Here is a 14,609-nt window from a genome sequence, read left to right as displayed (position 1 = left end):
ATTGGATGCGAATACAGTCTAACCTACAGAACCCATCAGGAAGGGCGTGCAATTATGTTGGAATTTACTAAAAGAGCAAAACGAGTAATCAACGAGATCGCGCAAGACGAAGCAAAACGTCTTGGTAGCGAATTTATCGGCCCTGAACATATCTTATTAGGATTGTTAAAGGAAGAAGATTCGGTCGCGATAAAAATACTGAATAACCTGAACATCAACCTGAACGAACTTCGTAAAGAAGTAGAGCGCAGGACCAGGGAGAACTCCGGCACATTGTTGATGGACATGGCCCAAGGACAGGATCGATACCAAAAAATTATCGAACTCTCTAAGGAAGAAGCCAAACGTCTTAAACACAATTATGTTGGAACTGAACATATTCTTCTAGCGTTATTGAGAGATAATAATAATATCGCAGGTGGAGCGTTATACTCCTTTAGCGTGAATTATAATGTGATCAAAGGGGAGATCTTACGTCTTTTAGGCGCTCCTCCTACAAGCACAGTCGGAGTATCCAGCCAGCCAACCGCTCAACCTGGAACTCCTCGCGCTGAAAAAACTAAAACTCCTATCTTGGATGAGTTCGCAAGAGATCTTACTCAACTAGCCAGAGATAAAAAACTGGATCCTGTTGTGGGTAGATCTAATGAGATCCAAAGGGTGATCCAAATCCTTTCTCGTAAAACCAAGAACAATCCAGTATTGGTTGGAGAGTCCGGAGTTGGTAAAACAGCAATTGTAGAAGGACTCGCACTTGCGATCGTAGAGAAGAATGTTCCGGATCTTCTATTCGAAAAACGTGTACTTTCCTTGGATCTAGCAAGCCTGATCGCAGGAACCAAGTATCGCGGAGAATTCGAAGAAAGATTGAAGAAGATCATGAAAGAAATTTCTTCTTCTAATAATATCATCATATTTATCGATGAGTTGCATACTCTGATCGGAGCGGGAGCAGCAGAAGGAGCGGTAGACGCCGCAAATATCCTGAAACCTGCACTTGCAAGAGGGGAATTGCAATGTATCGGAGCTACTACCAGCACAGAATACCGCAAGTATATCGAGCGTGATTCCGCATTGGAAAGAAGGTTCCAAGTAGTAAAAGTTGCGGAACCTTCCGTAGACGATGCTATCCAAATCCTTACAGGATTGAAAAAAGCATACGAAGCTCACCACAAGGTGCGTTATTCGGATCGTGCTTTGGAACAATCAGTTAAGTTATCACATAGATATATCAATGATAGATATCTACCTGACAAGGCGATCGACATCATCGACGAAGCGGGCGCAAAAGCAAGACTTGCAAATTGTGCTCGCCCTCAAGCAGTAAAAGACTTGGAAGAAGAGATCAAATCACTTTCTCAAAAGAAAGAAGATCTGGTTCGTTCTCAAGAGTATGAAAAAGCTGCCGGAGTTCGCGACGAAGTAAATCGTAAGAAACAAGTTCTGGAAGAAAAGATCAGATCTTGGCAGGAGAAACTGGATGATTTCGCAGTTTCTATCGACGAAGACGATATTCTTTCCGTGGTTTCTCAGTGGACCGGAATTCCATTACAAAGAATGGAAGAAAACGAGTCCGCAAGACTACTTCGTTTGGAAGAAGAACTTAAACTAAGAGTTGTCGGGCAGGACGAAGCGATCGAGAAGATTGCAAAATCCGTTCGTAGAGCAAGAACCGGGTTCAAAGCAGAACGTAGACCTACAGGATCTTTCATCTTCCTTGGGCCGACAGGTGTGGGTAAAACCGAGCTTGCTAAAGCATTGGCTGAGTTCTTATTCGGAGACCAAGATGCTATGCTTCGTGTGGATATGTCCGAATATATGGAACCACATGCGGTCAGTAGATTGATCGGAGCACCTCCAGGTTATGTTGGTTACGATGATGGCGGACAATTGACTGAGTTCGTTCGTAAAAAACCGTACTCAATCATTCTGTTGGATGAGATCGAAAAAGCTCACCATGATATATTCAACGTTCTTCTCCAAGTAATGGAAGAAGGTAACCTGACTGACACTAAAGGACGTAAGGTAAACTTCAGAGACGCGATCATTATCATGACTTCTAATATCGGTGCTAAGGAAATTTCCAGCACAGTTCGTTTAGGATTCGAAGATCGTTCTGGAGAGACCGACAAATACAAGTCAGACCAGGCTCGTGAGCAGTTGAAAAAACATTTCAACCCAGAGTTCTTGAACAGGGTGGATGAGGTTGTTTACTTCAAACCTCTCAGAAAAGAAGAACTTATGGCGATTATGGATATCATGATCAGAGATACCAATAAGAGATTATTGGATAAGAAGATCAAGATCGACCTTACTCAAGAAGCAAAGGATCACTTCATGGATATCGGTTACGACGAGAAGTTCGGAGCACGTCCATTACGCAGAGTATTCCAACGCGAGTTAGAAGATTATATGGCAGTTCAAACTTTGAAAGGCGCTTACAAAGAGCCTACTAAGATCACAGTTGCTTTCAAAGAAGGTAAACTGGACTTCTTAGAAGAAGTTTGGACAGATTATAAACCTGCAGATCAAGGTTCAGACGGAGGAAGTTCTCCGAACAATCCGGAGCGTTCCGAAGAACCTGCGCTAGTGTAAGAGATCTTTGCCCCCTCACGGAAACGGAAAGGGGGCTTTTGATCTAAAAAGGGAGACTTTATTGGAGAGGGTCTATGCCGTACCTGATTCCCATTATATTTGTGCTCCTTTACCTTCTGGTCCGTAAGGTATGGTTCCATCTACGTAAGATCAGAACCGTAGCAGGGATCGAAAAAATTTCCCTATGTGTTTTCCAGCCTGATTTATTTCTTCCCGAGGTACGCGTCCTCTACAAATACTACTTCCAAGGCGGGGTCTACTTCGGATCCGGTTATATGCTGTTGACTGATTTCCTCGATCAAGAGGAATACGAGATCTACAGAAACTTGGACGGTTTACCTGTTTTGGAAACCGGGGATTTTCAGATCGTTTCTGAGGAAAGAATAGAACATTTCCTTTCTATACGATATCCGAGTATAATCGTTTTCATCGACCCGGTGGAGCCATTTCATTCCTTAATTGATTGTCTAAATACAAAATCAATGGGGGTCCCCACCTAAAATTTTTCCCGCCAATAAAAAGTGACCAAAAGATGCACAAAGGAAAAATACTCCTACTTTCACTGATACTATTTGTTTTTTCGGCGGGGAATACTTTCGCTCAGAGCGAACCGGATTACCAAACAGCATTAGCAGAATTCCAAAAAGGAAATTCAGAAAAAGCCTTAGAGATCATTCGTGTGCTTCACGAACAAGGAAAAAGATCTTACGATACTCATTACCTAGCGGCGTTCTGTCATTATAATGCAGGAAGAAATAAATCCGCTGCTACTCATTGGTCCGAAGCATTAAAACTAAAACCTGGAGACCCTGCTGTAAGTGTGGATTTTGCCAGATATCTGATCCAAGCAGGTAGGAATTCCGACGCATTAGAGATCATTTATAATTCTTACCAAACTAATCCTAAGAATAGAGAAGTAAGATTATTATACGCGACTACTCTATTATATAATAATAAAGCTAGAGAAGCATTATACATTATAGAAAAACTAAAAGCAGAAGATGGAAACGATTACCGTCCTTTAGTTTTAGAAGCTCAAGTTTACTTCTATTTAGGGAGTGCCGAAAAAGCGGAAGTCAGTTTGAAATGGGCTCAATCTTTAGTTCCTAATAATCCGAACGTATTGAACAACCTAGGATTAGTTTACGAAAAAGCAGGAAACCAAGAAGCAAAAAGAGGGAATATCAAAAAGGCCCTCGAACAATTAAGAAATGCTAAAGAACAATTGGAATCCGCACTTAAGTTAAAACCTGACGATGAAAAAATAAAAGGTAATATTAGAAGAATAGAGGCAAGGATCAATGCCCTTTCCGCCGGGTGAAAAAAAGGTATTATTCCATACCTTAGGTTGTAGGCTCAATTTTTTTGAGTCGGATGGTTTATTCTCTTCTTTGAGTAAACACGGATATTCTGTGGCCGCGGGAGAAGATATTCCGGATGTGGTCGTAGTCAATACATGTACGGTCACCAATAAAGCAGATTCAAGAAATCGTAATATTATTCGAAACGCGATTAAAAGATATCCTGGTGCTCAAGTCTGGGTAACCGGATGTTACGCACAGACAGATAAAGAATCAATAGAATCTATCCCCGGCATTGCAGGAGTGATTGGCAATGAAAACAAATCCGATCTGCCTAGGTTGATCCTAGAAAAAGAAGGCGCAGATTCTTCTCATATCCAAACAGTTTCAGACAGATTTGCATATTCTGATGTTTTACCGAATGGACATACCAGAGCTTATCTTAAGATCCAAGACGGTTGTGATCGCCAATGTTCTTATTGTAAAATTCCTCAAGCAAGAGGCAAGGGTGTTTCCAGAAATTGGAAAGACGTACTAGATCAGGTTTCCTTCTTACAGGATAATGGAGTGGGAGAGATCATACTTACAGGTGTGAACTTGGGCTGGTATAGAGATGCAGAAGGCAGAAAGGCATTTCCTAAAATGCTCGAAGCCATCTTGAATAAGTTAGAATATTCCAGACTTAGACTTTCTTCCATCGAACCGCCTGATGTGGGTGTGGAACTTGCTGAACTTCTTACTCATCCTAGATTTACTCCATTCTTACATGTTCCTTTACAAAGTGGAAGTAAAGAGATCCTAAAAAGAATGAAACGCAGTTATACTCCTGAAACCTTCCGTAAAAGGATAGAACTTGCTAAATCAAAAGTTCCGGATTTATTTTTAGGAACAGATGTAATCGTAGGTTTCCCTGGGGAAACTGAAGCTGATTTTGGAGATTCTGTTTCTATCCTGGACGAATTAGGTTTTTCTAAAATACATGCCTTTCCTTTTTCTGTTCGGAAAAATACCTCTGCGGAACAATTTCCTGAAACGGTTTCCAAAGAAACCAAAAAGGAAAGAGTTCATTCTCTTATGGATCTTTCCCAAAGATTGCATCGCAAATATGCAGAAAGCCAGTTCTCTAAAAAGAGGGAGGCTGTTTTGGAAAGGGGTGGGGTTGCAGTAACCGATAATTATCTAAAAGCAGTTATCCCTGAAAATGATCTAAAAAGCCTAAGTCCAGGGCAATTCTTAACCGTAGAGATCGGGGAATATATCCCGGATGTTACCGATAAAGAAGGTAAAGTTTCCGCTCGGATCTTGGCTGCAATCGGTTGATCCAGATAAAGCACATTTCGATTTTATAAAATTGTAAAATTTAGATTTGTAATGTGCCAAAATCCCTAATAAACGGGAATTTTTATTGCATTAGTAATCCTGTGTAAAAATGTTTCTCAAACGTTAGTATACCTTTCTCTTTTTCGGGTAGGTCTGTCCCCTGAATGAGTTAGGTTTTTATTCGGATGAAATTAAAATTTTTAGCATTCTTTTCCTTTCTAATACTGGCTTCCTGTATTACTATTCCGGTTCAGGTTTCTTTGAACGATCCACCTGACCAAAAACAAGCTCTTCCTTTAACAATTTTTATAGAAAGAGTGACTCTTCCTTCCGGGATCAATTCAGTGCAGACTAAGGAAGATAATTTAACCCTTGCAGTTATAGAATATGCTCGAAAAGCGAATTATTTTCAAAGGGTAGCATACATTAATTACAAAGAACCTTCTGATAATAACTATAAAATTTTTACCATTGCCTGTACCAATTTCGAGGAAATTAGAAAACCTCATCCTGCATATTTCCCTTTAGCGATCTTGACTTTCACAATTTATATTTGGGCAGGAGGAGCGATTGCTACGGATTCGGCTGCTTATGATTGTGATTTGACTGTTAAAAATCCGAACAAGAAGGTCCTTTTTAGAAACGTTAAGAAATTATTCAATACTCGTGATGTGAATTTTTATAGCAAATATTATCTGTTTCCGAGCGGAATCGAGGATAGGACCGAAGTATTGTCCTCATTGATCGACTCCTACTATAATGCTCATCGATTCATATTAAAACATACTAATGGAGACAAAGTGAATGAAAAAAATTGAGTTGTTTATAGCTACTTGCGCAGTAATCGGACTGTTCAATTGTGCTACTTTTACAAGTTACCCTGAAGGGTTTCAAGGCCCGACTTACCAAAAGCCCGAAAAAGTTTCTAATAAGACTATTTCAGTGACTTATTCACAGAAATCCTTTTCGCCATCCGGTGAATCGTTAGAGGTAAATGCTAACGCTCTTGAAGCAATGCAGAAAGAATTTGAAAAGCATATTTCGGAATCCGGCTACTTTAAAGGTACCACAACTGCTTTACAACCTTCTGATTTAAAATTGCAGATCGAAGGTGTTGACCAAGGTGGCGGCGGCGGACAAGCTCTTGCTTTCATAAGCGGTTTGACTTTAACTGTTTTACCTGCTTGGGCAAAAGATGATTTTACGATTACTTATACTTTTAAAGATAAAAAGGATAAAGTAGTAAAACAGTACATTAGAAATGTTACTTATAATACTTGGATCCAGCTTTTACTTATTTTTGCGCTTCCGTTTAAATCTCCTGCTTCGGAAATTCCAGCGGGCTTCAAAACTACTACTTATTCAGTATTAGAAGAAGCTGCTAAAGACGGAATTTATAATTTAAAATAAAATCTATAAGCGATTTTAAGGGATATCTCTTAAAATCGCTTCTTTAAGATCTGATCAATTCTTCAGAATAAGTTTCTTCTTCTCTTAGATCATAATAACCATATTCGAATTCAGGGCCTGATTGGATCTCCAAGCCGTATACGTTTTCACTAATACGAACTGTTTTAACGATCTCTAATTTATATTGTTCCGCTAAAAACTTCATCTTATCTAAAGAGATCTTATCATTGATCCTAGGGCCGACTGGGTATTCGTTTTTGACCCAATCTAGAACGATCAATTTGCCACCCTTCTTCATGGAACGAACTAAACCGTCCATTGCTTGGCCCGGATCTGCAAAAGTGGAAAGTACTAAAGAAGCAAAAACGACTTCAGGGACTGGGATCCATTCCGGTAATAGGGGACGATCCGCTTTCTCCATATAAAATGGCGTAAATCTTTGGATATCTTCTCTATTTTTCCAATGTAATACTTCATCCAAGAAGTCTTGATTACATTCTGCGCCCCAGACCCATCCCTCTTTATGGATCGATTTCAGAAGAGTTTCCGTCCAGAAACCCAGGCCCATCCCGAAATCCACGATATTCTGGACATCCTTCAGGGAAAAATGTTTCAAAACGGTTTCCGGAGGAGTAAGCTCACGTCTCTTGCTCGAGAGGAGAAAATTCTGATATTCTGGGTCGTAATAATATTCTATATCGATCATTTATATGCCGGAAGTCGTATTATGTCTTATGAATGCTTTCATTAGTCAAGATCAAACCGAAAGGAGAAGTTTCCGTATCTTTCGCATTTTATATTATTTTCCCCACATTCTGCTAAAAACCGAAGTAAAAAATTGCATTGTAGCAACCGATAATCTAGTTCGGAACCTTATTTCCAGATGAAAATTCGACTCCGGATCCTATCTATTTTCTTCCTAATGGCATTGGGAAATTCTATCTATGCCCAGGATACCTTTCGTCTGGACAATGATAATGCGAGTGTTGCAAACTCCATCAATGTAGAAGTCCTTAAAGACGGTAGATCCGTTCGTATCTCTTGGGAAGCTCCTCGAGAAACCGGCGAGATCATAGTTGCTCGATCTTCTTCTATCATCGATAATCCTGAAAAATGTTATATCTCGGATTCTTTGGGAAAATTTCCGAGCGGCGTAGCTAACGGAGTGAATCAGATCTACGATTATAATCTGAAACCTGGAACTTATTATTACGCAGTCGTATTAGCGAATCATGTAAGGAAGAAGGATGCAAGATTAGTAGCGAATCGTAACTATACTACGATCCCGATTGTGATCGAAAATAACCCGCCTCCTCAGACAAATAATCATCCACCGACTAATACTCAGAATAATTACCCTCCTGCTACGAATACGAATCAACCTCCGCCAGAAGAGCAGAAGTATCTTTCGGATAACGCTAGAGTTACTGATATCTCAGTAAAGAGAGAAGGTCAGTTCTTACGTATTTCTTGGGAACCTTATCCGAAAGGAATCCAAGGTGAAACTATCTATACTATTTATAAATCCGCGGAGCCGATGTCTAGTATGACATTGATGAGAAAAGCGGAGAAGTTAGCGGAAGTTTCGCATCCTGAAAATACTTTCTTGGATCAGGATCTGACCAAGTCTCAAACTCTTTATTACGGTGTTTCAGTAAAACAAGGTTTGAAAGAAGTTTTACCTTTAGTCCAAAATCAATCCTTCATTCGCCAGTTCTACGTTTATGATCAAGATAAAAGAAAACCTCCTAAGGAAGATGATGTAGTTACCAATCCTCAATTCGCGTACGATGAAATGCACGTGAAGGATCTGAAGGCGAATATCGTCGATGGAGGAGTTCGTTTAGATTGGAAATCTCCTGATCGCGCCGACGAAAACACTGTCTACTCTATTTACCAAGCGGGCAAACCTTTGTCAGGAGGAGTTTCTACCTTTCTAGGCGGCAATGTTAGAAAGCTTGGAGAAGTTTCTCATCCGGATACTAACGTTATGGTTAAGATGAAACCATACTCCGGAACCATGTATTTTGGTATTACAGTTAAACGTGGCGATATAGAAGATTTCACTTTGACTCAGGACCAATCTTATGTTGCGATTGGTGGCCCTGGCTCTTCGGATAATACACAAACTGCTGAAAACGATAAGCCTAATAAAAACGAGCCGAAAGAAGAGCAAGATCCTCAGGATAATCAGAACAACCAAAATGTTCAGAATAATGAAAAACAACCTTTAATCGTCGAGCAAGAAGAGCCTAGTGATGAAGAGGTCGATCGAGTTCTGAGAGCAACGTATTGGAAAAACGAATACGGAGAAGCGGTTAAACAATTGGCTCCGTATGCGGGCTCAAACGATGTCGATATAAGAGGAAAGGCCAAGTTTTTCCTTGGAATGTCTTTTTATAAAAAGGGTGAATATAATAAAGCCCTAAAGTTCTTCGTACAAAAAGATACAAAGAACTATAATCCGGAACGAACCGAGTTCTGGACCAAACAATGTCTGGCCCGGATCGGCGGAGGAAGAAGATGAACCGTTCCATTATTTTAGTCACAGGATTTTTATTCGTATGTGCAGGTCTTCTCACAGGGATTTATACTGCGGTGATCCAAGATACGGATTCCACAAATAAAGGGATCATCGAGAAAGTCAGAGAAGGAGAGGAATTTCTAAAACATTCCAATCCTAAATCCTCGGAAAAGGCTTTGGATATTTTCGCAGAATTATCCGCCAAGGATGTGGGTTCTGATCTTTCTTTCCGGATCCAATACGATCTGGCAACTGCTCTGGACAAAACCGGGGATAAGATGAGAGCCCTTGGTATTTTCAGGGAGCTGAACCAAAAAGAAGGTTTAGCTCGCGAAGAAAAAGCTAGGGTCGCCTATGGCCTTGGAAACCTTCTTCTTTTATTAAATAGAGACGAAGAAGGAAAAGGACATTTAGAGGAAGTTCTTAGAACTTCCGGAGATAACAAACTCAGATCGAATGCGTTATCCGCAATTGCCGACTACTATATGAAAAAAGGCAATTACGATCAGTCTAGAAAGAACTACGTATTGGCCTTACAGGAAGATCCTGAAAACGTAAAAGCTAGAGTGAGATGGGGAAAATCTTTGCGCAGAATGGGCAAAGATTGGTCCGCTTACGATGTGTATGAAGATTACGTTCAGTCGGATGCCTATTTCGATCCGGATAAGGTTTCCGTAGATAAGGAATTCCGTTCCGGGCTCTTAGAGAAGGGTAGAGAATTATACGTACGTAAAGAATATTACTCAGCGATCGAAACTTTGAAAAAAGCTTTGGATATAGGTGTCAGCGAAAGAGCTAGAGAACAAGCTTGGTATTATATCGCGGAAAGTTACGATGCTTTGGGAAAATCGGAACAAGCAATCCAATATCTGAACAAAATGTTAGAGAACTCGGATGGAACTATGGACCAGGCTGCCATGTTCAGAAAGGGAACCATCTATTTCAGAGGCGGAAAGTATGAGAAAGCCGCAGCGGTTTTCCAAGAGTCCGCTGATAGAAATCCTGATACTCCTGTAGGTAAAAAATCCGCTGCCTGGAAGAAGGAAGCTTTGGATCAGATCGAAGACGATCTTAGATACAAGGACGGAGAAGGTGGCGGAAAAGCAAAACCTTCCGACGATGATCGCCAAGACGACGACTGGAAATATTAAGAAATCTTAATTTGAAGAAGTCTGAACAAATTCCTGTTCAGACATTTGGATCTGTATCCCTAAACAATCATAAATTGCATGTGGGATATCTTTCAAGGCGTGGATTTTGTCTTTCATCTGATCCGTGTATTTACCGTATAGAATGGTCGGTACCGGGTTTACGGTATGAACATCCACAGTCAGATCTTCCAAGTTTCCATGATCGGATGTTATAATGAGTTGATCTTGTTCCGGATCCATTGCATCCAAAACTCCGAGTAAAAAGTCCTCCAAGTCGGAGATACATTTTTCGGCACCTTTCCAATTCATCTTATGACCCACCTTATCCGTGATAAAGTATTCATAGATACATAATGTATGGCCCTGCATTGCAGGAATGATATCTTTCCCGGTTTTGTACGGATCTTGGATCTCTAAAACCGGATCATCCTTATCTATAAAGTCCCTTCCGAACTTTCTAAGGAAATCACGGCTGATGTCCATATAAAGACCCTTGCCATCTCTTAGATCATCCATATCTTTTAAAGGTTTGTCCGCAGCCATCTGGATGAGAGTAGAAGCGGATACATGTCTTGGATGTTTTTTTATATGTTCCGCAAATCCGGGGGTATAACAGTTCAGTAGGTCGGCTTTAAATCCGTTCTCTTCTAAGATTCGAATGATGGAATATTTAGCGATGATACGTTTTAAGGTAAATGTAGGAAATCCACTCATGTGTCGGTTCAGCACCTGACAGGCATTGATCCCAGTCCAAAGAGAGGTTTGTCCGGTGGCGCTTTGAGGAAGTCCCTTGATCCCCATACTCGCGTCCGTTTTGAGATAGGTGAGTTCTTGGAGGCGGGAAGGAGAATCTGTCGGGATCGATTTACCGCCCAAGGGTAGAAAAATCCCCTTTGAATACTTAGAGAACGGATTTTTATCCGGATCGTTTTCCCCAAAGCCTATCCCGTCTATAAAAACATAAAATATCATTTTATTGGTCCGAGAAGTATCGATTATCCTATTGAATTAGACTGATTCTTTATGATGGAATCGCCGATACTAGAAAGGTGAACCCGCGCAAACATAGCAAAAGATCTCGAATTCTGACTCTGATACTGCTATGTATCGTATTGATTTCCATCCCTTTTTTTCCGGGAGCTTGGAAGGATGCGGTTTTCTTCTCTCCTATCCAAATTCTTAGTTTGTACCCTAAACTGAAAAAGGAATCTTTCCTAGACTCCATCCTAGAAAGATTTCAAAACAACTATTATGATCTGGGCTATAGATTTGAATATTTGATGAGAGAAATGCCCAAGCCTGAAACCGACAAGGAGGCTGAAGTTTTAGGAAAACTTTTCACCTCTTCTATCAAATTAAAACAAATTCGAATTTATGATTATAATTATAGGGCGATGTATTCATCCGATCCAAAGGGACCTGGATTTCATAAAGGTCTTAGACTACTCGGAATGCAGGTATCTAAAGCAAGTTGGGTAGAAGATACCGATGGATTTTTATTATACAGAAATTCTTCCGGAGATCTATATCTTCAGATCTTGAAAGAAGACGGAGACCGAATTGTCCAAGAAGCAAGCGGTTCTAAAAAATCATTTCTGCCTCGGGATTTTTCGGAAGGGATCTTATATTGGGTATATAAGAAGAAGGAAGATGATTCGGAACTTTTAGAAACCAATTTGAACCCTGATAGCACATTACTTCCAAATGCAGAGGTTTCGAATTCGGAAGAATCCAAGGCAATGATACATGCATTGTTGGATAAAAATTCCAAATCTCAAAAAATTCTAATTCGTCCTGTTTGGGAAAAGATAGTTGCGGATGATCTAGAAATTTTTCTATCACAACATAGAAAGACAAGAGCGGAAGAGTTATTATTGATCTTAAGTGCTTTTGGAATTTCATTGATCGCTTTGATTTGTGGAATACTTGCTTCTAGAATTTTATTCACGATCCGAATGGAGCACCGTTTTTCAGAGAGAGAAGAAGTGGTCCAAGTGAAAACCGAGCTGGTTCGTTTACTCGGGCAATTTAGGGAAAAGACAAAATGATCGGCTTTAAATTCAGACTTATACTTGCTTTATCTTTTATATTTTCCGTTTCAGTACTTCTTTTAGAACCGTACTTTCCTTCCGGGATTTTTTATAAGTCCAGATTGGAGTCCGTATTTTCTTCCTTTAATAAAGAGATTCTTGAGTTAGAAAAAAAGATCCGTGAATCGGATCCGGAAGAATTGGATACGAACAATTTATTCCTTCCCGTAAGAACCTTTTTATCTTGGGACTCAAATCTGAAAAATACTCCGAACCTGGAATTTTCCGGAGATAAAGAAAGATATCTATTGTCCCAGGCATGGGAGGGAAAGACTAGTCGCTTTCTTTCTTTGGAAAATGAGCCTGTATTATTTGTTCCATTATATTCAAAATCAGTGGCAGTTCTTGCGGTATTGGATAAGGAAAAATTCAAAATTTCCTTGGACGATAAGATAGAATACTTTGTTCCGGAACCAAGACTTGGGACCTTCCAAGATTGGGAAGAAAAAGGGGAAAAAACCGACCCGCGGAAAATTTCAGAAGAAGTTTTGAAGTCCATGAAGGACGGGGGAAATGATTTCAAAGAAATCCGACTTGGTGACAAATTATACAGAGCTTATTATGCATTCTATCCGGAAGAAAAAATAGGTTTTATCCAAGGGATCTTACTATTAGTTCCTTATGAACGTAATATTTTCTTAATATTGTTCCCGGTATTTTTCGGATTATTGTTTTTATTGGATGCATGTATTCTTCTTGTTAGAAAGAATAAATCATCTTCCTCCTATACAAAATCGGATGTGTCCAAGCTCATCCAAATTCTTTCTCAAAGAATCGAAGAAAGTAATTTTAAACAAGTGGAAGCGGGAAAATTACCCGAATTAGCCGATATTCCTGAGATAGTAACCGTTCCTCCTATTTTAGAAACGAAACCGAATGCAAGCGGTACATTTTATGTTCTACCCTTTGATCTTCCTGGAGATTCATTTTTAACTCCAAAGTTTTTAAGAGAGAAGAAGGAGCCAATTCATGTAGAAAGAGAAGTGGCATCTGCTCCTTCTACCGTATCTGTTGTGGAAATGCCGGAAGCTCTACAGAAAAAAAGAGATTCTATCTTTACGGATGAACTGGCAAGGCTTGTGGAGAAAGTAAAATCCACTTCTCCCGAAATTCCTCAGACCCAAATTTTAGATCGTCCTAAGGATTCAGGTCTTTTAGCAAAAGCACTTAGAGTTACCGGACTCGCCGAGATCGGTCTGAAGGCCGCGAGAGGACTTGCTCCTCAACATAAGTCTAGATTCTTCTTATGGGCAAGAGCCTGGTGGGGAATTCGTAAAACCGATCCGAATGAAGAACTTCCTCTTTCTGAAAAATTCAGAAGTTGGTTGGATAAACAACCTATTCGCGAAAAAAGAAAGATCCTAGAAGTTTTAGATGAGATCCACCAAGGTTTGGATACTCCTATATCTTCATTATTGAAATATTATCTTACGATTTTCTCTTCTCTTCATTTGAAATCCTTTAGTATTCATTTTTATGATAGAAGAAGAGGCGCTTATCTTCCTGTGGTATCCTACGGTTTACAACCTTATAGCCGTCAGAACATGATCTTTTTATATGGAGATCAATTCTTAGGAAAAGAAGTAGGGGATGTTTCTATCATAGACGTTACGGAAGAACGACGTAACGATCATTTCTTCCGTAAAAAATTCGATTCTGCGGATTTGGATGGAGTGATGAGGATTGTTTCCTTCTCACTTTTCAGATCCGGTCTAGACTTTAGGTTCTTTCTGATGTTCCCAGATCCGCCTAATAATGATTTGGCGGAACAGATAAGAGAGAATGTAGAGAATTCCATAGAACCCGTGGAAGATGCATTTTTACAATTAGAAATAGAACAGGCTTCTCATGCCATTCAGGACAAAAGAGATTTGGTCCAAATTCAATTCTTACTTCTTCGTTGGGCAACTCACGGTGAAAGAAGCAGATGTAATCTATACAAGATCAGATGTACAGGCGATTTGGATTATTCTTCCATAGACAAATGGAGAAAAGATGTTCTGGAGGAGATCCAACCTAGGCTCGGATCGGAAGATTACGGATTCGGAGTTTCTCCTTCTGAAATTTTTGTTTTGTCCAGAGAAGAAAGGGAATCCGAACTAAAAATGATCTTGGATTCTATAGGAAAAGAGTATAAGATCACTCCACTTCCTTACCCGGAAAACGGAAAAAACTTATATACTTATATTTAATATTTTCCTGCCGGATAAGATCTAAT

General features: G+C 39.9%; 12 protein-coding genes. 10 read left to right on the top strand and 2 right to left on the bottom strand.

The window, feature by feature from the left end:
* Window positions 1-54 precede the first annotated feature (54 nt).
* The 6 genes from EHO58_RS07515 to EHO58_RS07490 all read left to right on the top strand — a co-directional run bounded on the left by EHO58_RS07515 (window position 55) and on the right by EHO58_RS07490 (window position 6,626).
* A complete protein-coding gene (locus EHO58_RS07515; RefSeq protein WP_135628123.1) occupies window positions 55-2,595 on the top strand; it encodes an ATP-dependent Clp protease ATP-binding subunit in 2,541 nt (846 codons plus the stop codon).
* A 74-nt stretch (window positions 2,596-2,669) separates the two neighbouring features.
* Complete coding sequence (locus EHO58_RS07510; RefSeq protein WP_020769211.1) at window positions 2,670-3,095, top strand: hypothetical protein; 426 nt, start codon at window positions 2,670-2,672, stop codon at window positions 3,093-3,095.
* Between the two features lie 32 nt (window positions 3,096-3,127).
* Window positions 3,128-3,916, top strand: a complete 789-nt coding sequence (locus tag EHO58_RS07505; protein WP_135679519.1) for a tetratricopeptide repeat protein — start codon at window positions 3,128-3,130, stop codon at window positions 3,914-3,916.
* A complete protein-coding gene (gene mtaB / locus EHO58_RS07500) occupies window positions 3,897-5,216 on the top strand; it encodes a tRNA (N(6)-L-threonylcarbamoyladenosine(37)-C(2))-methylthiotransferase MtaB (RefSeq protein WP_135679518.1) in 1,320 nt (439 codons plus the stop codon). The genes EHO58_RS07505 and mtaB overlap by 20 nt, the downstream gene beginning before the upstream one ends.
* A 185-nt stretch (window positions 5,217-5,401) precedes the next feature.
* Window positions 5,402-6,034 (top strand): hypothetical protein, encoded by a 633-nt coding sequence (locus EHO58_RS07495; RefSeq protein WP_135679517.1) that lies wholly within the window; start codon window positions 5,402-5,404, stop codon window positions 6,032-6,034.
* Window positions 6,021-6,626: a hypothetical protein gene (locus EHO58_RS07490; RefSeq protein WP_135679516.1), complete on the top strand. Its 606-nt coding sequence runs from the start codon at window positions 6,021-6,023 to the stop codon at window positions 6,624-6,626. Before EHO58_RS07495 ends, EHO58_RS07490 begins: the two co-directional genes overlap by 14 nt.
* 43 nt (window positions 6,627-6,669) lie before the next feature.
* Here the strand turns inward: EHO58_RS07490 and EHO58_RS07485 are convergent, their stop codons facing one another.
* A complete protein-coding gene (locus tag EHO58_RS07485; RefSeq protein ID WP_135628128.1) occupies window positions 6,670-7,332 on the bottom strand; it encodes a class I SAM-dependent methyltransferase in 663 nt (220 codons plus the stop codon).
* Window positions 7,333-7,509: 177 nt separating this feature from the next.
* On the opposite strand from EHO58_RS07485, the gene EHO58_RS07480 reads away from it, so the two are divergent.
* Complete coding sequence (locus EHO58_RS07480; protein WP_135679515.1) at window positions 7,510-9,153, top strand: hypothetical protein; 1,644 nt, start codon at window positions 7,510-7,512, stop codon at window positions 9,151-9,153.
* Window positions 9,150-10,301, top strand: a complete 1,152-nt coding sequence (locus EHO58_RS07475) for a tetratricopeptide repeat protein (protein WP_135628130.1) — start codon at window positions 9,150-9,152, stop codon at window positions 10,299-10,301. The genes EHO58_RS07480 and EHO58_RS07475 overlap by 4 nt, the downstream gene beginning before the upstream one ends.
* A gap of 6 nt (window positions 10,302-10,307) precedes the next feature.
* On the opposite strand, the gene EHO58_RS07470 is transcribed toward EHO58_RS07475, so the two are convergent.
* Window positions 10,308-11,273, bottom strand: coding sequence for a metalloenzyme (locus EHO58_RS07470; RefSeq protein ID WP_135679514.1), 966 nt, complete (start codon window positions 11,271-11,273; stop codon window positions 10,308-10,310).
* A gap of 77 nt (window positions 11,274-11,350) precedes the next feature.
* Here EHO58_RS07470 and EHO58_RS07465 point away from each other — a divergent pair, with 77 nt between their 5' ends.
* Together EHO58_RS07465 and EHO58_RS07460 are read left to right on the top strand one after the other, a co-directional pair.
* Window positions 11,351-12,349 (top strand): hypothetical protein, encoded by a 999-nt coding sequence (locus EHO58_RS07465; protein WP_244241098.1) that lies wholly within the window; start codon window positions 11,351-11,353, stop codon window positions 12,347-12,349.
* Complete coding sequence (locus tag EHO58_RS07460) at window positions 12,346-14,583, top strand: hypothetical protein (RefSeq protein WP_135679513.1); 2,238 nt, start codon at window positions 12,346-12,348, stop codon at window positions 14,581-14,583. The genes EHO58_RS07465 and EHO58_RS07460 overlap by 4 nt, the downstream gene beginning before the upstream one ends.
* The last annotated feature ends 26 nt before the right edge of the window (window positions 14,584-14,609 follow it).

The organism is Leptospira selangorensis, from assembly GCF_004769405.1.
Taxonomy (GTDB): domain Bacteria; phylum Spirochaetota; class Leptospiria; order Leptospirales; family Leptospiraceae; genus Leptospira_B; species Leptospira_B selangorensis.
Note: the sequence above shows the minus strand (reverse complement) of the source record. Positions and strands in the feature narration are given on the sequence as shown.

Coding starts and splice junctions, on each gene's coding strand:
- EHO58_RS07485 (WP_135628128.1), bottom strand. CDS start 7,332: ATGATCGATATAGAATATTATTACGACCCAGAATATCAGAATTTTCTC.
- EHO58_RS07490 (WP_135679516.1), top strand. CDS start 6,021: ATGAAAAAAATTGAGTTGTTTATAGCTACTTGCGCAGTAATCGGACTG.
- EHO58_RS07495 (WP_135679517.1), top strand. CDS start 5,402: ATGAAATTAAAATTTTTAGCATTCTTTTCCTTTCTAATACTGGCTTCC.
- EHO58_RS07480 (WP_135679515.1), top strand. CDS start 7,510: ATGAAAATTCGACTCCGGATCCTATCTATTTTCTTCCTAATGGCATTG.
- mtaB (WP_135679518.1), top strand. CDS start 3,897: ATGCCCTTTCCGCCGGGTGAAAAAAAGGTATTATTCCATACCTTAGGT.
- EHO58_RS07515 (WP_135628123.1), top strand. CDS start 55: ATGTTGGAATTTACTAAAAGAGCAAAACGAGTAATCAACGAGATCGCG.
- EHO58_RS07460 (WP_135679513.1), top strand. CDS start 12,346: ATGATCGGCTTTAAATTCAGACTTATACTTGCTTTATCTTTTATATTT.
- EHO58_RS07510 (WP_020769211.1), top strand. CDS start 2,670: ATGCCGTACCTGATTCCCATTATATTTGTGCTCCTTTACCTTCTGGTC.
- EHO58_RS07470 (WP_135679514.1), bottom strand. CDS start 11,273: ATGATATTTTATGTTTTTATAGACGGGATAGGCTTTGGGGAAAACGAT.
- EHO58_RS07475 (WP_135628130.1), top strand. CDS start 9,150: ATGAACCGTTCCATTATTTTAGTCACAGGATTTTTATTCGTATGTGCA.
- EHO58_RS07505 (WP_135679519.1), top strand. CDS start 3,128: ATGCACAAAGGAAAAATACTCCTACTTTCACTGATACTATTTGTTTTT.